The sequence below is a fragment of the Variovorax sp. EL159 genome (genome assembly GCF_900100965.1).
Classification (GTDB): domain Bacteria; phylum Pseudomonadota; class Gammaproteobacteria; order Burkholderiales; family Burkholderiaceae_C; genus Variovorax.
The window spans coordinates 584101-605078 of record NZ_FMUJ01000002.1; the positions used below are offsets into that span (position 1 = coordinate 584101).

The following is a 20978-nucleotide window of genomic DNA, read 5'->3' on the forward strand; positions in this document are numbered from 1 at the left end:
TGCGTTCTTGCTTTCTTTCTCTCTCAGTCCAGCATCGCCACGGCAAGGGCCGTGGGTGCATCGGCCGTGCTCTCGGCCAGCGGTTCGAACTCGTTGATGGCGTCGATCTCGGTGCCCATCGCGATGTTGGTCACGCGCTCCAGCATCACCTCGATGACCACCGGCACGCTGAACTCGGCCATCAGCGCTTCGGCGCGGGCGATGGCGGGCGCCATCTCTTCCTGCTTGCTCACGCGGATCGCCTTGCAGCCCAGGCCTTCGACCACCTTCATGTGGTCCACGCCGTAGCTGCGCTCGATGCCGCTGTCGGGTGCCGCGTTGATGTTGTCGAACGCGAGCTGCACGCAGTAGTCCATCTCGAAGCCGCGCTGCGCCTGGCGGATCAGCCCGAGGTAGGAGTTGTTGACCACGATGTGGATGTACGGCAGCTTGAACTGCGCGCCCACGGCCAGCTCTTCGATCATGAACTGGAAGTCGTAGTCGCCCGAGAGCGCGACGATCTTGCGCGTCGGGTCGGCGGCGCGCACGCCCAGCGCGGCGGGAATGGTCCAGCCCAGCGGGCCGGCCTGGCCGCAGTTGATCCAGTGGCGCGGGTTGTACACGTGCAGGAACTGCGCCGCCGCGATCTGCGACAGGCCGATGGTGCTCACGTAGCAGGTGTCGCGGTCCAGGTTGTTGTTCATGCACTGGTACACGCGCTGCGGCTTCATCGGCACGTCGGCGAAGTTGGTCTTGCGCAGCATCGTCTTCTTGCGGTCGCGGCATTCGCCGGCCCAGGCGCTGCGGCTCGGCAGCTTGCCGGCGGCCTTCATCTCCTCGGCCACCTGCACGAAGAGCTCGAGCGCGGCCTTGGCGTCGGACACGATGCCGAAGTCGGGCGTGAACACGCGGCCGATCTGCGTGGGCTCGATGTCGACGTGCACGAAGGTGCGGCCCTTGGTGTAGACCTCGACCGAACCGGTGTGGCGGTTGGCCCAGCGGTTGCCGATGCCCAGCACGAAGTCGCTCGCCAGCATGGTCGCGTTGCCATAGCGGTGGCTGGTCTGCAGGCCGCACATGCCGGCCATCAGCGGATGGTCGTCCGGAATCGCGCCCCAGGCCATCAGCGTGGGAATCACCGGCACGCCGGTGGCTTCGGCAAAACGCACCAGCAGGTCGGCCGCATCGGCGTTGATGACACCGCCGCCGGCCACGATCAGCGGACGCTCGGCGGCGTTCAGCATGCCGATGGCCTTTTCGACCTGCGCGCGCGTGGCGGCCGGTTTGTAAGGGGTGAGCGGCTGGTAGGCGTCGATGTCGAATTCGATCTGCGCCATCTGCACGTCGAAGGGCAGGTCGATCAGCACCGGGCCGGGGCGGCCCGAGCGCATCAGGTGGAAGGCCTGCTGAAAGACCTGCGGCACCTGGCCGGGCTCGCGCACCGTGACCGACCACTTGGTGACGGGCTTGGAGATCGACTCGATGTCGACCGCCTGGAAGTCTTCCTTGTACAGGCGTGCGCGCGGCGCCTGGCCGGTGATGCAAAGAATGGGAATGGAGTCGGCCCAGGCCGAGTACAGGCCGGTGATCATGTCGGTGCCCGCCGGACCCGAGGTGCCGATGCACACGCCGATGTTGCCGGCCACGGCGCGGGTGTAGCCCTCGGCCATGTGCGAGGCGCCCTCGACGTGGCGCGCCAGGATGTGCGAGACGGTGCCGCGCTGGCGCAGCGCCGAATACAGCGGGTTGATCGCCGCGCCGGGCACGCCGAAGGCCTGCGTCACGCCTTCCTTTTCCATCACCAGAACCGCAGCCTGGACCGCTGTCATCTTTGCCATTGAATGTCTCCTTGAGGTGGCCTCACTGTAGGAAGCGGGGCGCATTCGAAGAAGACGGCTGCGGGCCATAAAACCTATTCCATGGCGGAATAAGTGACTAACATCCGGCCATGGACCGTCTCTTGGCAATGGAAATGTTCGTGCGCGTGGTCGAGACCGGCAGCTTCTCGAAGGCGGCGCGCGAGTTCAACACCACGCAGCCCACCGTGACCAAGCAGGTCGCGGCCACCGAGGCGCGGCTGAAGGTGCGGCTGCTCAACCGCAACACGCGCGGCGTGAGCCTGACCGAACCGGGCGCGCTGTACTACGAGAAGTGCAAGACCATCGTGCGCGAGGCCGAGGAGGCCGACAGCATCGTGCAGCTGCGGCAGAACCAGGCACAGGGCCTCTTGCGCGTGGGCACGTCGGTGGCTTTCGGGCGGCGCGTGGTGGTGCCGCTGGCGCTGGAGTACATGCGCCGGCATCCGCAGGTGCAGCTCGACCTGAGCTTCGAGGACCGTTATGTCGACCTCATCGCGCAAGGCATCGACGTGGCGATCCGCATGGGCAAGCTGGCCGATTCGTCACTGGGGGCGCGCTACCTTGGCGCGAATCCGTGGGTCATGGTCGCGTCGCCGGGCTACCTGAAGAAGCACGGCACGCCCAAGCGCGCGCAGGACCTGAGCGCGCACGTGGCGCTGATCTACAGCAGCGTGGTGGGCGACGAGTTCTGGCGCATGCACACGCCCAAGGGCGAGCCGGTGACGGTGCCGGTGTCGGGGCGCTTCCGCTCGAACAACCTGTCGGCCGTGCTCGCGGCCGCGCGCGATGGATTGGGCATCGCGCTGATGCCGCGCTATGTGGCGAGCGAGTCGCTGGCCGCGGGCAAGGTGGTCGCGGTGCTGGCAGACCATGCGCTGCCCGAGCAGGAGATCCACGCCGTCTTTCCATCGCCCAAGCTGGTGCCGGGGAAGGTGTCGGGCTTCGTGGCCTTTCTTCAGGGGCGATTCGACGAGGGGTGGTGGGCGGTCTGAGGGCCTGGGCCGCATCGCTCAACCACCGTGGCGCTGCCGGGTCAAACAGACGCGCGCCACGATCATTGCCTCCGATGAATGGTCGGCTTCGTTGCCGCGCCTGTATGTGATTGACCGAGTTCCTCTCACCAAAGCCATTCAGGGTTTTGGTCGGATTCTTCGTGACTTAATTCGCGCGAGGGAGCGTGGATCTGCCGAAGTCAAACATATGCTCCCTGCAATAAGCAGAAGTGATCATCAACAGGGAGGAACCATGAAGAGAGTAGATGTCAACTCAACAATGCCGCGCGCGCGATTGCTTGCCGTTGCGGCCGCAGCGGTAGCAATTTCCGCATGCGGAGGCGGTGGGGGCGGTGGATTCTCCGCATTGCCAATCGCAGCCGCACCGGCACCAGCGGCCGAGCAAGTGCAGCCACCGGCACCAGCGCCTGCACCCGTGGCGGACAGCTCGGCGCCATGCTTCAACGAAGCCGACTTCCGCGAAGGAACGCGCCTGGAGTTCGAAGCCGTGAAGCCGGGCGCGGACCCCGCCACCACCGCCTTCCAGAGAACAAGCGTGACCGAAGGACGAGAGGTGTTTGCCGGCGCCAATCCGGTGGCCTTCAACGTCGGCACGGAAACATCCAGTTTTCCCTCTGTGTATCAGCGAAAGATGGTCAAGAAGGAATACAAGGATCTTGTGAATGGCAGCATCCTGCTCTACGGGAAAGCATTCACCGAAGAGATCAAGATCGATCCGAAAGCCGGGGCTCCACTGGGCCCAGGTTTCGTTCTGGATCGGGTTTCTTCCGTCTCCCAGGTCTTTACACCGCCGTTCTCGTTTCCCGTCGATATGAAGGCCGGGCAGGTTGCAAGCCAACAATCTTCCGTGATCGAGACCAGGACCTTCAATGGTCGCAGCGATCCGGCGACTTCCCTGCCGGCGATGGGTGAACTCACCTATCACGGCCGCGAAAAGCTGGAAACGCCGCTGGGAACCTTCGATACGTGCAAGTTCTCGTTGAGGGTCGCGGTGGGTGTGTCGGCGATCTCGATGGGCGCCACGAAAGAGATGTGGCTGGCTGCCGAGGGCCCCTACCGGGGTCAACTGCTCAAGGGCGTTGATCCGAAGTCGCCAGCGCTCGTGACGAAGATGACCTACACGCCTGGCTGATCTGGGCGAACGGTTTCCAGCAAACGGACCCCTCGGGGTCCGTTTGCCGTTCTGGCGCTCGCACAACGCACTTCCCTGGAAGCGCCGCGGCAATCTGCAGCCTCTCGAACAGAGGCCGCAGGCAGCCTCCGAATTCAGGCCGGCACAAAAGCCCCATGCAGCCCCAGCGGAAGCGCATACGGCAGCGTCGCCTGCGCCACAGGCCCCGCAGCAAGGTGGTCGGCCGCGAAGCACGACAGCACCGTCTTCTGCCGACCGAAGTCGAACGCCGTGCCCAGCACCCAGCCGGGCTTCTTGCCGTCCGGCACGAAGACGTGTTCTTCCACGATGGCCTGCGTGCCGTAGCTGAAGCGCTGGCTGCGGCCGGTCTCGACATCCGTTCGCGCGACCGCGCCGAAGCCCGGCAGGTCGGGCCGGATCTGCGTGGCGTGCACCACCTGGCGATGGCGCAGGCCGACGCGGCGCGGATCGATGCGCGGAAACTCGGCCTCTTGCGCCAGCGCCACCTGCGTGGCCTTGCCGGTGCCGAGGTTCAGCGTGGCCACGGTCAGGTGCGGGTCGGCACCCCGCACGCGGCGCGCGCGCATCACCTCGCGGTTGGAGATGAACACCGAATCGGTGTTGTCCGAGCGCACGTAGTCGACGTGGATCAGCGTGCCGCGCGGCGTGTCTTCTTCCCACGCATTGCCTACGTGGAAGAGAAAGCCCGCCGGCAGTTCGAGCATCTGCCGCCGCTCCCAGTCGTGCTTGTCGACGACCAGTGCGCGCATGCCGAGTTCGGGCCGCCAGACGTGGGCATCTAGAAAGGTCGAGCCGGCTTCCTTGCGCTTGTTGTCGTACACCAGCGGCGGCATGAGAAAGACGAGGTGCCGCTCGGTCACAGCGAAGTCGTGAACCATCGGCATGTCGGCCACCGGCACCACGGCCGCGCGGCGCAGCGTGCCTTCGGGCGCGATCTCGTAGAGCGCCAGCAGGCCCTGGCCGGAGCTGACGCCGAAGTTCCACACCGTGCCGTCCGGGTCCACCTTGGGGTGCGCCGAAAACGGCATGCCCGCCAGGTCGGCGCGCCAGGTCTTCACGCCCAGCGTGTCGAGCGTGCGCGCGTCGATGCGCGTGGCCGAGCCGCCCTCCCACAGTGCCAGCACCTCGCCCTGCAGCGGCAGCACGCTGGTGTTGGCGACGTTGATGCTGTCGGCCGATGTCGGCGACTCGCCGCCCGGCGGCATGGTGCCGAAGGTTTCGTACAGGCGACGGCCGGCCCGCACCTCGGCCACGCGCTTGGGCGTGGCCACGTAGCGGCCCTGGTGGCGCACGTCGGCCCCGTCGATCACGAAGCGATGCACCATGCCGTCGCCATCGAACCAGTGGTGGTAGCGCTCGCCGCCCATGTCGTGCCCGGCCGGGCCGACGCGGAAGAGCGTGCCGGCCACGGCGTCGGGAAAGCGCCCGCGCACGGTGGCGCGGGTCAGCGGCAGGTCGTTGGCGGGCGTGGCAAAGCCCGTCTTCCAGGGGGCGCTGGCGGCCTCGAACTGGGCTTGCCAGTTGTCACCGCCGGTGGCATCGGCCGTGCCGGCGGCGCGCGCCAGCGGTGCAAAAAGGGGCAGGGCGCCGGCCGATGCCAGCAGGCGCAGGAGTTCGCGTCGTTCCATGGCGGGCACCTCAGCGCAGGTGAATGACGGTCTGCATGTCGGCGTCGACGCGGATCGCCGCCGCCTCGAAGTCGGGTGCGGCGCGGTTGCCCTTGGCGTCGTTCGAGAAGCCGTAGCGCTCGATCGGCATGCCCATCAGGTTGGTGTCGAGCTTGCCGTTGCCGTTCTCGTCGGCGAACACCCGCAGCGCGTAGCGCCCCGGTGCCAGGTTCGGGAACACGAGCTGGGCCTTGCCGCCGCGCATCGGCGTGGTCTGCGATGCGACGGGCTTGCTGTCGGCATAACCGGCGGCGTCGCTGTACAGCGCGGCGTAGAGCGTGGCGTCGGCGGCGGGGCCGTCGGCGACGCTCAGGCTCAGGTCGGCGGCAAGGGCGCCCACGGGCGCAAGGATCGCGGCGGCGCACAGGGCGCGCACGGCCGGACGGGACAGGAACTTGGAAAGGTGCATGGCAGGCCTCTTCTGGGTTTGGAGGCCCGACGATCTCGCAGGCACCTTGCGGTGCCCAGCGCCATGCGACGGAATGCGGGAATGTGCGCGCGAAATGCGCGAAGAGGGAGCAAACGGAGCGAGGCGATCAGGCCGGAGCGGGGCGCCTCGTCACTGCCCCATCACCAGCCCGTTGCGTTTCAGGCCTTCCCCTGGCCCTTCTTCTTGTCTTCGGCGCTTTCGGTGCCTTGTGCGCCCGTCGCGTCTTCCACCACCGGGTCATGCCCCGTGCCCACGTGGCCCGAGTCCGCGAACAGGCCCCACGCCGCCATGAACAGCGCCGCGATCACCGGCCCGATCACGAAGCCGTTGATGCCGAAGATCGCCATGCCGCCGATGGTCGACATCAGCACGATGTAGTCGGGCATCTGCGTGTCCTTGCCGACCAGCAGCGGGCGCAGGATGTTGTCGACCAGGCCGATCACGAACACGCCCACGAAGATCAGCACGCCGCCTTGCCAGAAGTGCCCCGTGGCCAGGAAGTAGATGGCCACCGGCCCCCAGATCAGCGCCGCGCCCACGGCCGGCAGCAGCGACAGGAAGGCCATCAGCACCGCCCACAGCAGCGCGCCCTGCACGCCCAGGAACCAGAAGGCCAGCCCGCCGAGCGTGCCCTGCGCGATGGCCACGGCCACGTTGCCCTTGACGGTGGCGCGGATCACGGTGGTGAACTTGTTCAGCAGGTAGTGCGTGTGCGGCTTGGCCAGCGGCACGGCGTCGCGCATGGTCTTGGACAGCGTCGCGCCGTCGCGCACCAGGAAGTACAGCAGGTACAGCATCACGAAGAAGCTGACCACGAAGTCGAAGGTGTTCTGCCCGATGGCCAGCGCCTGGCTCGCGATGAGTTGGCTGGCCTGCCCCGCGATGGCCGAGATGCGTGCCTGCCAGGCCGCCATGTCGCCCAGGTTGAAGCGCTCGACCAGGTTCAGCAGCCACTGCGGCGCCGCATCGAGGATCTGCTGGAAGTAGGCCGCGAAGTTGAGCTGCCCCGAACGGATGCTCTGCGTGACCAGCGCCACCTCTTGCACCAGCGACACGCCCACCATCGCCAGCGGCAGGATCACGATGAACAGGCAGATGGTCAGCGTGGACAGGGCCGCAACGTTGGGCTTGCCGGGCATCTTCTTGAGCAGCCACTTGAACAGCGGCGTGAACAGGATCGCCAGCGCCACGCCCCAGAGCACCGCGCCGAAGAACGGCATCAGCACCCAGATGAAGGCGGCGGTCACGGCGGCGAGAAGGGCGAGAAACACGCCGCGCTGGAGTTGGGGTGAGTTCATAAGTGTCTCGGACTGTAGCCGAGCCGGAAGCCGGGTCCGTGTCAGCCGGAGCGCCCTCGTGCGGTGCCGTGGGGTTGCATGGCGAATCCGCCTGAAACGGACGCGTGACGGTCGATGTGCGCTATCGAATTGGTAGCGGACACCGGCACTAATGCACAGCTGGCTTCAGCGCTTGGCGCGCGGCAGGGCCACGGGCGCCAGCGTGGCGCGCAGCCGGCTCGGCGCGTCGGGCTCGGCGGTGGCATCCACTTCGAGTGCGCGTTCGACATTGCCGATGTGGTCGAGCATCAGCTGCCGCGCCTTGTCGGTGTCGCCCGCTTCGAGCGCGGCGACGATGGCGCCATGCTCGGCGCACGACTGCCCGGCCTCGTGCTTCGACTGGTAGAGCGTGGCGGCCAGCGTGGTGCGCGCCGTAAGGTCGCGCAGCACGTCGACCAGCAGCTGGTGCCCCATCTGCTCGGCCAGGCACACATGGAAGTCGGCCAGCAGAAAGGCGCGCGTGGCGGCGTCGGCGCCCTCGATGGCGCGCCGCTCGTCAGCGATGTGGTCGCGCAGCTTGCGGATCACCTTGCCCAGCGGCCGGCCTTCGCTGGCGGCCAGGATGCCGGCCTCGACGATGCGGCGTGCCGAGAAGGCGTCGCGTGCCTCTTCGGCCGAAGGCTCCACCACGTACCAGCCGCGGCGCGACTGCACCTCGACGAAGCCGCGCGCCTGCAGTTGCATGAGCGCCTCGCGCACCATCGTGCGGCTCACCGAGAAGTTCTCGGCCAGCGCCTGCTCGCCGAGCCGCTCGCCGGGTGCGAGCTTCTGCGCGAGGATGGCCTCGACCACGCGCTCGGCGATGGCGGTGGGGCTGACGTCGGTGGCCATGGGTCTTGCTTCTCTTCTTTCTCTTCGTTCGCTTCAGTGGCCGCGCGATGCGGCGGCGGCGGTGCCGCTGTTTACCACGGGCGCGGCATCGGGCTCGGCCAGCGGCTCGTCGTCGGGGGAGTAGGTGCCGTCGAGCACCGCGTGCGCGCGCTCGCGGTCGATGTCGCCTTCCCATGCGGCAATGGCGACGGTTGCCACGCAGTTGCCGATCAGGTTGCCCAGCGCGCGGGCGATGCCCATGAACCAGTCGACCGACAGCACCAGCACCAGCCCGATGGCGGGAATCGCCGGAATCGCATGCAGCGTGGCGGCCAGCACCACGATGGCCGAGCCCGGCACGCCGTGCGCGCCCTTGGACGTGACCAGCGCGATCGCCAGGATCGTCAGCAGGTCGGCCATCGAGATCGGCGTGTTGGTCGCCTGCGCGATGAACACCGCGGCCAGCGTGATGTAGATCGAGAAGGCGTCGAGGTTGAACGAGTAGCCCGTGGGAATCACCAGGCCCACCGTCGAATCGCGGATGCCCATGCGACGCAGCTTGGCCATGACCTGCGGCAGCACGCTGTCCGACGACGTGGTGGCAAAGACGATGGTGAGCTCTTCGCGCAGGTAGCGCAGCAGCTTGACCAGGCTGAAGCCCGACATGCGCATCACCAGCCCCAGCACCACGAACACGAAGATCAGCACCGCGCCGTAGAACAGGGCGACCAGCATGCCCAGCTGCTTGAGCGAGCCGATGCCGTACTGCCCGACCGTGAAGGCGATGGCGCCCAGCACGCCCAGCGGCGCCAGCTTGATGAGGATCCCCATGATCTTGAACAGCACCAGCGAGAGCGCGTCGACCACCACCGCCACCGGCTTGCCGCGCTCGCCCAGCAGCGTGAGCGCGCAGCCGAACAGCACCGCGAACAGCAGCACCTGCAGCACGTCGCCGGTGGCGAAGGCGTTGACCACCGTGGTCGGAATGAGCTTCATCAGAAACTCGACCGTGCCGCCGCTCGTGAGCTTGTCGGCGGTCGAGGCATAGGCGCTCATCGCGGCCGGGTCGAGCTTGGCCGGGTCGACGTTCATGCCCGCGCCCGGCTGGAACACGAAGGCCAGCACCAGGCCCATCGCCAGCGCGACGGTGGTCAGCACCTCGAAGTAGATGAGCGACTTCACGCCCACCCGGCCCACGCGCTTCAGGTCGCCCGCGCCGGCGATGCCGTGCACCACCACGCAGAACACCAGCACCGGGATGATCATCTTGATCAGCTTGATGAACCCGTCACCCAGCGGCTTGAGCTTGACGGCGTACTCGGGCGCAAACAGCCCCACGAGCACGCCGAGCACCAGCGCGATGACCACCTGACCGAAAAGCGATTTGGCGAAGCGAGGCATGGAATCTCCTGTCTGTTGCCAGACTGTTTTGTCGAGTTTTTGCATGCAAGCAATGCCTTGTCTTGCATGCAAGAAATGTAGGCAAGAAGAATTCGGAGCGGTCAGAGGGTATTCCCGGGCCAGGGGGCCGGCGAAGCAGGCGGCCGAGGGCCTTTCAATGGCCCAAAGAAAAATGCCCCGCGGGCGCGAGGCATCTACGTTCAGGCCACTTCAGGCCGTAGGTGGGCTATCGGCGCAGACCGCCGAAGCCCGCGCGCGACCACCGTTGCCGGTCGTCGCGCATCGCAACAACTCGCGTTGCCGCGCTACTTCGGTGTGTAGGTGATCTGCGTGGCGACGATCGTTCCGACTGTCTCTCCTTCTTTCGTCACCAGCTTCAGCATCTGGCCGCGGTAGGGGCCCTCGGCGGCGATCCAGCTGTCCTGCAATTGCGTGAGGTCCGATCCGTCGATCTGCCGGATGCGCGAGACGCTCGAGAACTTGCACGCAGGGGTGGTCCCGACGGGCGATTCGAGCGCCTCGCGTCCGACATAGGTCACCGTGCCCGAGACGGGCTGCTCATGCCGGATCTCGCCGTCCGGCCCCGAGATGCTGACGATCACGTAGCTTTCGTCGATCGTCTGGCCCGGCGCCATGGTGGGCCTTTCGATGGCTGGCTGGTTGAGGGTGTAGCCGAGCGCTGGGTCGGTGCCATCGCCTCCGTTGCGCGTGCCGTACCTGATCACCTTGCCATCGACGAAATCGAGGTAGTGCCTGTCCGTCCCTTCGGTGTTGGTGGAGTAGAAGTATTGGGTACGCACCTGATGCACCGGGTTCAGGCCGGCGAACGCCTCGCGGGCACCGGTGATTGTGGTCAGGCGCATCTTCAAGACCTCTCCAGGGACTGCGCTGGAGCTGATGTCCTGTTCCGCCACCAGCGTGGTGCCTTCGCGCAGATCGGCTTCGTTGAAGCAGACCGCGGAGGTGTTGTCCGGCGCCGGTGCCGGCGGTGCCGGGGACGGCGGAGGCGGGGGAGGCGGCGGCGGTGGGGGAGGTGGGGTCAAGTCGGGGGGCACGAACGGAATTCCACCACCACCGCCTCCACCGCAGGCCGCCAATGTGGCCAGGGCAACCGAGGCCAGCAAGAATTTAGTTTTCATGAAATCAATCCCTCTCTCTCTGAATGAATAAATGACGGCTCTCGCCGGAAACCACGGCCTGTGCCGGAGTGCGCGAAGGTACCGAGCGCACACAGGCGAAAACAGTGCATAAAGTCATGGCGCGCCATAGCGCCGGATGCCGCGCGGAATGCGCACTCCGTTGCCAGTTCGTTGACATTTCTTCGGCAGGCGCGGACAGGCGCGATGTGCCTTGAAGCGAAGGCCAGAGCCCTTGTGTTGGGGCTGCCAGAAATCGCCGCCGCGCGGCGGCAGTGGCAAACGACGACAACGCAGTCTGCGTTTTCTTGCAGGCTGTCGCTGCCCGGTCTTCAGGACCGGGTTTGTCCGGATCTGTGATTCCAAAGTAATACAGGCCCGAAGTCGCGCGCTTCTTTCGCGTTCGCAGGCGCGACAACGGACATGACCTTATGCACTGTCCGTGCGGCTCCTGCGTTGCATAGCATCCGACAATGAGCGAAACCGAAAGGACTTCATACCCGCTTGCCGAGGCACCGAGAGACTTGGCCAGGCCACGTGCCATCCTGGTCGTGGACGATCATGACCTCGTGAGGATGGGCGTCTGCGCGCTGCTGCAGGCCAACATGTCGGAAGTGCCCATCGACGTGCTCGAGGCCGGGGACCTGGCCGAAGCCCTTGCAATCTACGAGCGCAACGAGGACACGATCGAGCTGATCCTGCTGGATCTGGCTCTGCCGGACACGCAGGGCCTGAGCGGCCTCATGGAATTCCGCTCGCGCTACCCTGCGGCACGTTGCGTGGTGCTCTCGGGCGCCGGCACCACGGCGCTTGCGCAAGACACGCTGGCCCAGGGGGCAATGACCCTGGGCGCCTTTGCGTTCCTGCCGAAGTCCGCGACACTCCGCGAGGTCGTGAGCTTCATTCGCGCGTGCGGGTTGCTGGGCGGCGATGCGGTGAGCCGCCGGCCTCTTGCCGTGCCATCGCGCGGCGATGCCAGGCCGCCGTCGTCCAGCCATGCCAGGCACAAGTTGACCAAGCGGCAGCTGCAATTGCTCAACTGGCTGCTGGAGGGAAAGAGCAATCACGAAATTGCCGTGTTGGCCGGGCTCAGTGAAGGCACGGTCAAGAACTATGTCGCGGGCATTCTTCTGCAGTTCGGCGTGCGCTCGCGTTCGCAGTTGATCAGCAGCCTGCGCTGAGTTCTGCCGACGCAAACAAACGGGGCTCGCGAAAGACCCCGGAGGGAGACAACCAAATGAACGACCAGACCCCAGGGCGCCTGCCCGTCGACGCCACGCTTGAAATGCGGGTGCTTCGCGAAAACGTGGCCTCGCTGTACGCGGGCAACACCACGGCCATCCTCGCGCACATGGGCTTTGCCGTCGGCATCGGGTGCTTCGGCTACTTCCATGTGGACCCGTCCTTCAGGCTGCTCATCGTCACGTTGATCGCGATCATCGTCCTGGCGGACCTGTACGCGGTGCTCACGCCGCGATGGACCCCGGCGGTGCCGTTGCCCGAGACGCCCTACTGGGCAAGGAAGTACACCCGCATCGTCACCACGATCAGCACGATCACCGCGCCCAGCAGCCTCTTTCTCGTCAGCATCCAGGATTCGATGCTGACCACCTTCGTGACGGTGGTGATCATGGGCAGCTGGACCCGCGCCGTGCAGGCCCGCTGGCCGCTGCGGGCCGCGATGTTCGGCTATGGCATTCCCATGATGAGCGGGCTCATCATTTCGCTGGCGTGGTACGGCGGCGCGCTCAACTGGTTCCTGGCGAGCTTCGCCTTCGTCAACCTGGTGCTGACGCTGAGCGAAGGCGTCAAGCAGAACAAGCGGCTCACGGCGTCGTTGATCCTGCAGTTCGAGAACGAAGCGCTCGCGGCCCAGTTGCGCGAGCAGATCGCCGCCACCGAGCGCGCCAGCGCCGAGAAGACCCACTTCCTGGCCGCGGCCAGCCACGACCTGCGCCAGCCGATGCACGCCATTGCCCTGTTCGGTGCCGCGCTGGGCAACACGCTGCGTCAGCGTCCTGAGATCAAGAACGTCGAGCGCCTGATGCGCGCGGTCAATGCGCTCGGCGCCTCGCTCGACACCATGCTCGACATCTCCCGGCTCGACGCGGGCGTGGTGCAGCCGGTGCCGCATGCGCTGGAACTCGACGAGCTGTTCCTGCCCCTGAACAACACCTTTGCGATACAGGCCGAGCGCAAGCGGCTGCAGTTGCGCGTGCGCGCCAGCGGCCTATGGGTGCGCAGCGACCCGCAACTGCTCTACCGGATGCTCTCGAACCTTGTCGACAACGCCCTGAAGTACACGCGGCAGGGCGGCGTGACGGTGATTGCGCGCACGCGCGGCGCGAATGCATGGATCGAGGTGCGCGACACCGGCATCGGCATCGCATCGGAGCAATCGAGCCGGATCTTCGAAGAGTTCTACCAGGTGAACAACCCCGGGCGCGATCGCTCACGCGGCCTGGGCATCGGCCTGTCGATCGTGCGGCGTCTCGGCCGGCTGCTCCAGCATCCGATCGAGCTGCGGTCGCGCCCTGGGCGAGGCACGCGCTTTCGCCTCACGGTGCCGCTGGCCGAGCCGTCGGACGCATCGCAGGAGAGCCTGCAGTTGCCGGAACTCGAATCGCCCGTGCTCCACGCTTTCCATGTGCCGGCGCTGGAAGGACGCGTCCTGCTGATCGACGACGAGGAAGACATCCGCGAGGCGATGACGGAGCTCATGCGCGCCTATGGAATCGACGCGATCGCGGTGGCCGGAGAGGCCGAAGCCGCGGAACTGCTGATGCAGTCCGATGCGCATCCGGTGGCATTGCTGATGTGCGACTACCGCCTGGCGGAAGGCGCCGATGGGCTCGAGGTCGGCTTGCGCCTGCGCGAGCGCTTCAGGCTCGATGCGCCGATGCTGCTGATCACCGGCGAGACCGCACCCGACCGGTTGCTGCGCGTGCGCGCGTCGAACGTGCCTGTGCTGTTCAAGCCGGTCGGCGCTGCAGCGCTCATGCAGGCCATCAGCGAACTCATGGCCGTCGACGTTCTCCCGGATGCCGCGCCCCAGGAGGCAGAGGAGGGCCGGCACGGAAGCTGAAGGTGTCATGCCACTGACGCCTTTCGCCGATCCAATGAACCGCGTCGCGCGGTTCATCTGAACCCCGCGCCTTCGCAAGGGGACCGCCATGAACGAGGACGCGATCAGCGCTTTTCAGGACTGCGTGGAGCGCACCGCCCAGGCGCGCGAGCAGGTGCGCAAGCTGGTGGCCTCGGGCCGCTGGCGCGAGGCCGAACCCGACGTCGACCGGTCGCGCGCCTATGCCGTGCGGCATCGCATGCTGATGTCGGCCAGCGGCGCGGAATCCATCACCGGCAGCACCGAAGATTTCCAGCGGGTCGGGTTCCTGTCGCAGGGCGCGCTCAGTGCCAGGGCCGTCGGCTATGTCGAGGTCAACTACGGCACCAAGGCGGAGATCGGCACCGGCTTCATGGTCAGCCCGAATCTGTTGATTACCAACCGCCACGTGATCGAAGACGCGACTGCGGCGCGCGGCGCCCAGGTGACCTTCTTTCGCGAACGCGACGAGCGCGGCGTTCCGAAGCCGACCACGACCTTCCTGCTCGACCCCGACCGCTTTGCGCTGTTCTCGCCCGACGACCAGCTCGACTACGCCCTCATCGCGCTGGGCCGCAGGCAGTCGGGCCTGGCCGAGGCGGGCGACCTGGGTTTTTGCGCGCTGTCGGACCAGCCCGACAAGCACGTGCTCGGGATGAACACGAACATCGTCCAGCACCCTTCGGGCTGGCCGAAGATGATCACGGTGCGCAACAACATCCTCACGGCGCGCACCGACCGCACGCTGCTCTACGAGACCGACACCGAGCAGGGTTCGTCGGGCTCACCGGTGTTCAACGACGACTGGCAACTGGTGGCCCTTCATCACTGGGGCGAGCCCTTCATCGACCGCGACACCTTCGGCAGCGAGGTTCCGAGAAACGTGAACGAAGGCGTGCGCATCAGCGCCATCTACCGCGACCTTGCGAGCCGCATGAGCGGGTTGCCCGCAGAGTGGCAAGCCCTGCTGCGCGAGGCGCTCGCCGTTGGCGCAAGCACGCTGCCCGCAGCGGGCGACCGCAGGCTTTCGCCGCCCCGGCCCTCGGCGCAGGAGGGCAAGGCCGTCGACATCACGAACCCCACCACGGAGCACACCATGGCCACTTCGAGCGCGTCGCCTTCCCCACAATCGATCCGACTCACCGTGCCCGTCGAATTGACGATCAGCATCGGGCAGGCGGTGCAATCGCAGTTGCAGCCGGGTGTTGCCGTGGCATCGCCGTCTTCCGCTCTGGCGCCATCGTTAGCCACTCTGCAGCCGAAGGTGCTGACCCGTGGCGCAGAGGCGGTGCAGGTCGACCAGGACTACGGCAATCGCAACGGCTACGACTCAGGGTTCATTCCCGGCCTGGAGCTGCCGTTGCCGCAACCCTCGCCCACGCTGGCCAGGCAGATCGCTTCGCTGCGCGCCGGCGAGCCGGGCGCGGCGGAAGGGGAGTTGAAGTACGAGCACTTCAGCCTGAAGGTGAACAAGTCGAAGCGGATCGCCGCGTTCACGGCGACGAACATCGACGGCGAGACCTACCTGGACGTCGACCGCAAGACAGGCCAGGCCAACGCCTCGGAAGGCGAGGTCTGGTTCAAGGACCCGCGCATCAGCGCGAGCCTTGTGCTGGACCAGACCTTCTATTCGGCGTGGTCGACCTACTTCGATTGCGGCCACCTGACGCGCCGCACCGATCCGACCTGGGGCACGCCCGAAGAGGCCGCGCGGGCCAATGCCGACACCTTCCACTTCACCAATTGCTCGCCCCAGCATTTCAGGTTCAACCAGAGCGCCAAGTACTGGCAGGGGCTGGAGCGCTATGTGCTCGAAAACGGCACGCTGGCCGGTGACACCAAACGCAGGCTGGTCGTTTTCCAGGGGCCGATCTTCGACGACAAGATCGACCTCTGGGCCGACGACGTGCAGATCCCTTCGTCGTTCTTCAAGGTCGTGGTCTGGAAGGGGCAGGCCGGGCCCAAGGCGGTGGGGCTGGTGGTCGATCAGTCGAAGCTGCTGTCCGAGGCCCGGCACAGCCTGGGTGCGCCGCAGCCGCTGCCGTCGGTGGACGTGAACCACTGGCGCGTGCCGATCGCGAAGATCGAAGCCCAAGCGGGGCTCGATTTCGGCGACCTGGTCCGTGCGGCCGACACCATTGCCAATGCCGCGCAACCCAGGGTGGGCGAGGGGCTGGTGCTGATCACCAGCTTCGAGGGCATCCAGCTCTAGCCGGACGCACTGCATCGCATCGCACCTTGCCGCGGGATGCCGGGCGCTTGGCCCCCGCAGCGGCTTTGTTTACTTGTCGTTGTGCAGGTAGGTCGCCTGCTTCGGCAGCAGCAGGCTCACCAGGAAGGCCACGGCCATCATCGCTGTCACGTACCAGTAGAAGTACGACTCGTGGCCGATGGACTTCAGCCCCAGCGCCACGTACTCGGCGCTGCCGCCGAAGATCGCATTGCCCACCGCATACGAAAGCCCCACGCCCAGCGCGCGCACTTCCGGCGGGAACATCTCGGCCTTCACGATGCCGCTGATCGAGGTGTAGAAGCTCACCACGGCCAGTGCCACGGTGATGAGCACGCCAGCCATCAGCGGGCTGCTCACGCTTTGCAGGCTGGTCAGCACCGGCACCGTCATCAGCACGCCCAGCGCGCCGAACAGCAGCATGTTGCTGCGCCGGCCGATGCGGTCCGACAGCGCGCCGAACAGCGGCTGCATGCACATGTAGATGAACAGGCAGGCCGTCATGACGTTGCTGGCCGTCTTGATCGACATGCCGGCCGAATTCACCAGGTACTTCTGCATGTACGTGGTGAAGGTGTAGAAGATCAGCGAGCCGCCGGCCGTGTAGCCCAGCACCACGAAGAAGGCGCGCTTGTGGTGCTTGAACAGCTCGGCCACGCTGCCCGCGCCCTTGGCGGTGCGGGTCTTGGTGCTGGCGGTCTCGGTCAGCGTGCGGCGCAGCATCAGGGCCACGATGGCCGCCACGGCGCCCAGCACGAAGGGAATGCGCCAGCCCCAGCTGCGCAGCTCGGCTTCGTCCAGGAACTGCTGCAGCACCACCACCACGACCACGGCCAGCAGCTGGCCGCCGATCAGGGTCACGTACTGGAACGACGAGAAGAAGCCGCGCTGGCCGCGCATCGCCACCTCGCTCATGTAGGTGGCGGTGGTGCCGTACTCGCCACCGACCGACAGGCCCTGCAGCAGCCGCGCGACCAGCAGCAGCGCGGGCGCGGCGGCGCCGATCTGCGCGTAGGTCGGCAGGCAGGCGATGACGAGGGAGCCCACGCACATCATGACGACCGAGGTCACCATCGAGGTCTTGCGGCCCTTGCGGTCGGCCAGCCGGCCGAACAGCCAGCCACCGATGGGGCGCATCAGGAAGCCGGCCGCGAAGACGCCGGCGGTGTTCAGCAGCTGGACGGTCGGGTCCGACTTGGGAAAGAACGCGGGCGCAAAGTAGATGGCGCAGAACGCGTAGACATAAAAATCGAACCACTCCACCAGGTTGCCGGACGAAGCGGCAAAGATCGCGAAGATGCGCTTGCGCTTTTCTTCGAAGGTGTAGGGGGTGGTGTCGGCGGCTTCGGTGCCGGAGGCACCGGCGCTGGCGCCCGGACTGGCGATGGCGGTCATGGAGGAATCCTTGTCTCTTCTGGCTGCGGCCCGCCGCGAGGACGCGGCAAGCCGTGCCGGCGAGTCTGGCGCGCCGTGCCCGCGCCGTCGTCCGTAGCCTCCGGCCGCGCGGCTGCGTAGGTGTACGCAAGGGTAAATACCTAGACCTTTTTCATCACAAACCCGCGCATCCACCCGCCAAGTCAGCACGTAGTAGGCATGGGAATCTCCAATCGGGTCATTTCCCGGCTCTCTCTCCCACTGGCGCAAGGAGAAACCATGGCGACCTACGAGCAAGTCATCCGCGAAACGGACCGGATCGAGGTGGTCGATGCCTTCGACCACCGCAACACCGTGATCGAGTGCCGCGCCTATGCCGAGCGCGTGAGCATCACCAAGCGTTACCAGCCGGTCTGCACCCGCGTCAGCTACCGGCTGGCCGACGGGCGGCCGGTGCGCCGCACGCACAAGGCCTACTTCGATACCGAGGACGGGCAGGACCGCTTCTTCGTCACCTGAGCGTGGGCGGCCGGGCCGCCGACGCTCAGAGCCCGTACTCCCGCAGGAAGCGGTCGAGCTCGTGGCTGTTCGACAGCCCCAGCTTGGCGAACACATGGGCGCGGTGGGTTTCCACCGTGCGCAGCTCCAGCGGGGCCAGTTCGAGGGCGATGCGCTTGTTCGGCAGCCCCTCGGCCACCAGCCGCGCCACCTGCATCTCGCGCGGCGTGAGCTTGGCCCACAGCGCCTGCGCGGCCTGGCGGGCCTGCCGGCGCACGGCAATATCGCCGGCCTGCTGCAGCGCGCGGGCGATGCTGTCGAGCAGGCGCTCGTCGTTGCAGGGCTTCTCGAGCCAGCCGAAGGCGCCGTTCTGCACCGCCTCGACCGCCATCGGAATGTCGCCATGGCCCGAGAGAAACAGCACCACCAGCGGGCTGTCTTGCGCGCGCAGCGCATCGAACACCTGCAGCCCGCTCATGCCGCTCAGGCGCAGGTCGAGCACGGCGCAGCCCGCGCGCTGCAGGTCGGCGCCGGCCAGGAAGTCTTCGCCCGAGGCAAAGGTCTGCACCGCGTAGCCGCGCGACAGCAGCAGCAGGCCGAGCGAGCGGCGCACGGCTTCGTCGTCGTCCACCACGCACAGGTTGTTGGCAAGCGCATTCACGATGAAATCTCCAGTTCCAGGGTGAAGACCGTACCGCCTTCGGCCCGGTTGGCAAAAGACAGGCGGCCGCGATGGGCCTCCACGATGGTGCGGCAGATGTTCAGGCCCAGCCCCAGCCCGCCAGCCTTGGTGGTGAAGAAGGGCGCGAACACCTGTTCGGCCAGCGCGGCATCGATGCCCGGCCCGTGGTCGGCCACGCGGATGTGCATGCGGCCGCCAAGCACCTCGGCCTCGACCTCGACCACGCGCTGCTCGGGCGGCGTGGCCTGCATGGCCTGCAGGCTGTTCGACAGCAGGTTCAGCAGCACCTGCTCCAGCAGCACGCGGTCGCCGCGCACGGCGGGCAGCGTGGGCGGAATGCGCACCTCGGCGCGGGCCTGCCGCAGCCGCATCTCGCCCTGCAACAGCGCCAGCGCGTTCGTCACCAGCGCGGCCACCGCGCAGTCTTCGGCGCCCACCGTCTGCTGGCGCACGAAGCCGCGAATGCGCCGCACGATCTCGGCGCTGCGCTGGGCCTGCGCCACGGTTTCGTCCAGGCTGCTGACCAGCAGCGACTGGTTGCCCTGTTCCGCAAAGGCCTTGGCCGCGCTGGCGAAGTTGCTCAGCGCCATCAGCGGCTGGTTCAGCTCGTGCGCCAGCGTGGAGGCCATCTCGCCCAGGCTGGCCAGCCGCTGCGCGTGCTGCAACTGCTCGTCGTTCTGGCGCTGGCGCAACTCGGCGCGCTTTTGCTCGGTGATGTCGACCACCGAGCTCATCCAGCCGCTGTGGCGGCCCTCGACATCGATCAGCCGCGCCGTGTAGACCATCGTGATGACCTCGTGCCCGTCGCGGTGCCGCACGCTCGACTCGAAGCCCGAGAGCGCCGATTGCCCGCTCATCATGGTTTCGTACTCGCGCCAGTGCTGCGCGGTGTCTTCGGGGCGCCAGTAGGGGTAGGGCGGCAGCTTGCCGAGCAGTTCGTCAGCGCTGTAGCCGGTCATCTCGCAGAAGGCCGGGTTGACGTAGATGATGCGGCCCTCGAGGTCGCGTGCGCGCATGCCGACCAGCAGCGAGTCTTCCATCGCCTTGCGGAAGGCATGCGCTTCGTCGAGCGCGTGCGTGCGCTCGCGCACCCGCAGTTCGAGGTCGCGACGCGCATCGCGCTGCTCGGCGAAGCGGCGCTCGCGCAGTTGCCAGTACAGGCCGCCCAGCAGCAGCACGCCGGCGCACAGCAGGCCCAGCATCCAGGTGCGCTCGCGCGCGTTCGTCACTTCCGAATGGTCGGCCATCACCGTCAGCGTCCAGCCCAGGTCGGGCAGCGGCTCGTCCACCGCGAGAAAGCGGCGCGGCTTGCCGTCGATGTCGGTGCGCACCAGGTAGCCCGGTTGCCCTTCGTCGCGTGCCACCTTCCATGGCAGCAGCGGGAAGCTGGTGCGCGGGCCGTACTGCTGGTGGCGTTGCACCCAGTTCAGGTCCGTCTCGTCCAGCGAGCGGTTGGCCCGGTACAGCCACGCCGGCACCGAACTCAAAAACACGATGCCGCGCGCGTCGGTCAGCAGGATCGGCTCGCGCGCGAAACCCCAGGCCTCTTGCAACTCGCGCAGGCTCACCTTGACCGTCACCACGCCCAGCACCGGCCCGCCCTCGGGCTGCACCGGCGCCGAGATGAACAGCCCCGGCTCGCCCGTGGTCTGGCCCACGCCGTAGAACAGCCCGCTGCGGCCCGCGCGGGCGTCGATGAAATAGGGCCGGTTGGCGTAAGACTGCCCGACGAAGCTGTGCGACGTCGCCCAGTTGCTCGCCGCCAGCGTCAGGCCCTGCAGGTCGATCAGGTACAGGTCGTCGGAGCCGGCCAGGCGGTTCACTTCCTCGATGTAGCGGTTGGCGCGCTGCCGCGTGGCCGGATCTTGCGGATGGGCCAGCGCAGCCAGCACGTCGGGGTGCATGCCTGCGGTGAATGGCAGGTAGCTGTACTTGCCGGCGGCATCGCGCAGGCCCAGCACGTGCACTTCCATCGCGCGGCGGATCGAGTCCGCCTGGAAGCTCGCTTCGCGGCTCGCGGCCCATTGGCCCGCGATGCCGATCAGCAGGAGCGCCGCCAGCACGGCCGCCGCCCAGGCGTACAGCGTGCGCTGGCCGGGGCGGGGCCTGGAGGTCGTGGGTTCGGGCGTGAGGGGCGGCATGGGGACAGGGCCGACCGGCGCGGCGACCGGAATTTTGCCTTGATCGCGGCGGCGCCCTTGTGGGCGGGAGATACAGCGGAGCGAAGAGGGCAGGGGCCGCGCTTGCTGTGCGGTGCCAACAAGGCAGCCGCACAGCCGCTTCATCTTGACTGACGACCCGACGCG

The 20978-nt window shown here is 67.1% G+C and carries 16 protein-coding genes; 6 read left to right on the top strand and 10 right to left on the bottom strand.

The window, feature by feature from the left end:
* Nucleotides 1-23: 23 nt before the first annotated feature.
* Nucleotides 24-1817: a glyoxylate carboligase gene (gene gcl, locus BLQ28_RS08975; RefSeq protein ID WP_093238484.1), complete on the bottom strand. Its 1794-nt coding sequence runs from the start codon at nucleotides 1815-1817 to the stop codon at nucleotides 24-26.
* Between the two features lie 110 nt (nucleotides 1818-1927).
* Between gcl and BLQ28_RS08980 the strand changes: the two genes are divergently transcribed.
* Together BLQ28_RS08980 and BLQ28_RS08985 are read left to right on the top strand one after the other, a co-directional pair.
* Nucleotides 1928-2830, top strand: a complete 903-nt coding sequence (locus BLQ28_RS08980) for a LysR family transcriptional regulator (RefSeq protein ID WP_093238486.1) — start codon at nucleotides 1928-1930, stop codon at nucleotides 2828-2830.
* Between the two features lie 253 nt (nucleotides 2831-3083).
* Nucleotides 3084-3983 (top strand): DUF3108 domain-containing protein, encoded by a 900-nt coding sequence (locus tag BLQ28_RS08985; RefSeq protein ID WP_143012453.1) that lies wholly within the window; start codon nucleotides 3084-3086, stop codon nucleotides 3981-3983.
* Nucleotides 3984-4117: 134 nt separating this feature from the next.
* On the opposite strand, the gene BLQ28_RS08990 is transcribed toward BLQ28_RS08985, so the two are convergent.
* From BLQ28_RS08990 to BLQ28_RS09015, 6 genes are all read right to left on the bottom strand, one after another.
* Nucleotides 4118-5632 carry a carotenoid oxygenase family protein gene (locus BLQ28_RS08990; protein ID WP_093238489.1) on the bottom strand — a complete coding sequence of 505 codons (1515 nt, stop codon included), beginning with the start codon at nucleotides 5630-5632 and terminating at the stop codon, nucleotides 4118-4120.
* Between the two features lie 10 nt (nucleotides 5633-5642).
* Nucleotides 5643-6080, bottom strand: a complete 438-nt coding sequence (locus BLQ28_RS08995; protein ID WP_093238490.1) for a DUF2141 domain-containing protein — start codon at nucleotides 6078-6080, stop codon at nucleotides 5643-5645.
* 179 nt (nucleotides 6081-6259) lie between these two features.
* On the bottom strand, nucleotides 6260-7399 hold the full coding sequence (locus BLQ28_RS09000) for an AI-2E family transporter (protein ID WP_256327232.1): 1140 nt from the start codon (nucleotides 7397-7399) through the stop codon (nucleotides 6260-6262).
* A 165-nt stretch (nucleotides 7400-7564) separates the two neighbouring features.
* On the bottom strand, nucleotides 7565-8269 hold the full coding sequence (locus BLQ28_RS09005; protein ID WP_093238492.1) for a GntR family transcriptional regulator: 705 nt from the start codon (nucleotides 8267-8269) through the stop codon (nucleotides 7565-7567).
* Nucleotides 8270-8302: 33 nt separating this feature from the next.
* Nucleotides 8303-9649: a C4-dicarboxylate transporter DctA gene (locus BLQ28_RS09010; RefSeq protein ID WP_093238493.1), complete on the bottom strand. Its 1347-nt coding sequence runs from the start codon at nucleotides 9647-9649 to the stop codon at nucleotides 8303-8305.
* Between the two features lie 305 nt (nucleotides 9650-9954).
* Nucleotides 9955-10788 carry a hypothetical protein gene (locus BLQ28_RS09015; protein ID WP_093238495.1) on the bottom strand — a complete coding sequence of 278 codons (834 nt, stop codon included), beginning with the start codon at nucleotides 10786-10788 and terminating at the stop codon, nucleotides 9955-9957.
* Nucleotides 10789-11258: 470 nt separating this feature from the next.
* Here BLQ28_RS09015 and BLQ28_RS09020 point away from each other — a divergent pair, with 470 nt between their 5' ends.
* The 3 genes from BLQ28_RS09020 to BLQ28_RS09030 all read left to right on the top strand — a co-directional run bounded on the left by BLQ28_RS09020 (nucleotide 11259) and on the right by BLQ28_RS09030 (nucleotide 16100).
* Nucleotides 11259-11966 carry a response regulator transcription factor gene (locus BLQ28_RS09020; RefSeq protein ID WP_093238496.1) on the top strand — a complete coding sequence of 236 codons (708 nt, stop codon included), beginning with the start codon at nucleotides 11259-11261 and terminating at the stop codon, nucleotides 11964-11966.
* A gap of 56 nt (nucleotides 11967-12022) precedes the next feature.
* Nucleotides 12023-13870 (top strand): ATP-binding response regulator, encoded by a 1848-nt coding sequence (locus BLQ28_RS09025; RefSeq protein ID WP_093238498.1) that lies wholly within the window; start codon nucleotides 12023-12025, stop codon nucleotides 13868-13870.
* Between the two features lie 88 nt (nucleotides 13871-13958).
* Nucleotides 13959-16100 (top strand): DNA/RNA non-specific endonuclease, encoded by a 2142-nt coding sequence (locus BLQ28_RS09030; RefSeq protein WP_093238499.1) that lies wholly within the window; start codon nucleotides 13959-13961, stop codon nucleotides 16098-16100.
* Between the two features lie 69 nt (nucleotides 16101-16169).
* On the opposite strand, the gene BLQ28_RS09035 is transcribed toward BLQ28_RS09030, so the two are convergent.
* A complete protein-coding gene (locus tag BLQ28_RS09035) occupies nucleotides 16170-17513 on the bottom strand; it encodes an MFS family transporter (protein ID WP_093238501.1) in 1344 nt (447 codons plus the stop codon).
* 258 nt (nucleotides 17514-17771) lie between these two features.
* On the opposite strand from BLQ28_RS09035, the gene BLQ28_RS09040 reads away from it, so the two are divergent.
* Entirely contained in the window at nucleotides 17772-18011 is a 240-nt protein-coding gene (locus tag BLQ28_RS09040; protein WP_093238502.1) for a hypothetical protein, read from the top strand.
* 25 nt (nucleotides 18012-18036) lie between these two features.
* Here the strand turns inward: BLQ28_RS09040 and BLQ28_RS09045 are convergent, their stop codons facing one another.
* Together BLQ28_RS09045 and BLQ28_RS09050 are read right to left on the bottom strand one after the other, a co-directional pair.
* Nucleotides 18037-18651: a response regulator transcription factor gene (locus BLQ28_RS09045; RefSeq protein ID WP_093238504.1), complete on the bottom strand. Its 615-nt coding sequence runs from the start codon at nucleotides 18649-18651 to the stop codon at nucleotides 18037-18039.
* Nucleotides 18648-20813: a sensor histidine kinase gene (locus tag BLQ28_RS09050; protein ID WP_093238505.1), complete on the bottom strand. Its 2166-nt coding sequence runs from the start codon at nucleotides 20811-20813 to the stop codon at nucleotides 18648-18650. Before BLQ28_RS09050 ends, BLQ28_RS09045 begins: the two co-directional genes overlap by 4 nt.
* Nucleotides 20814-20978: the final 165 nt, after the last annotated feature.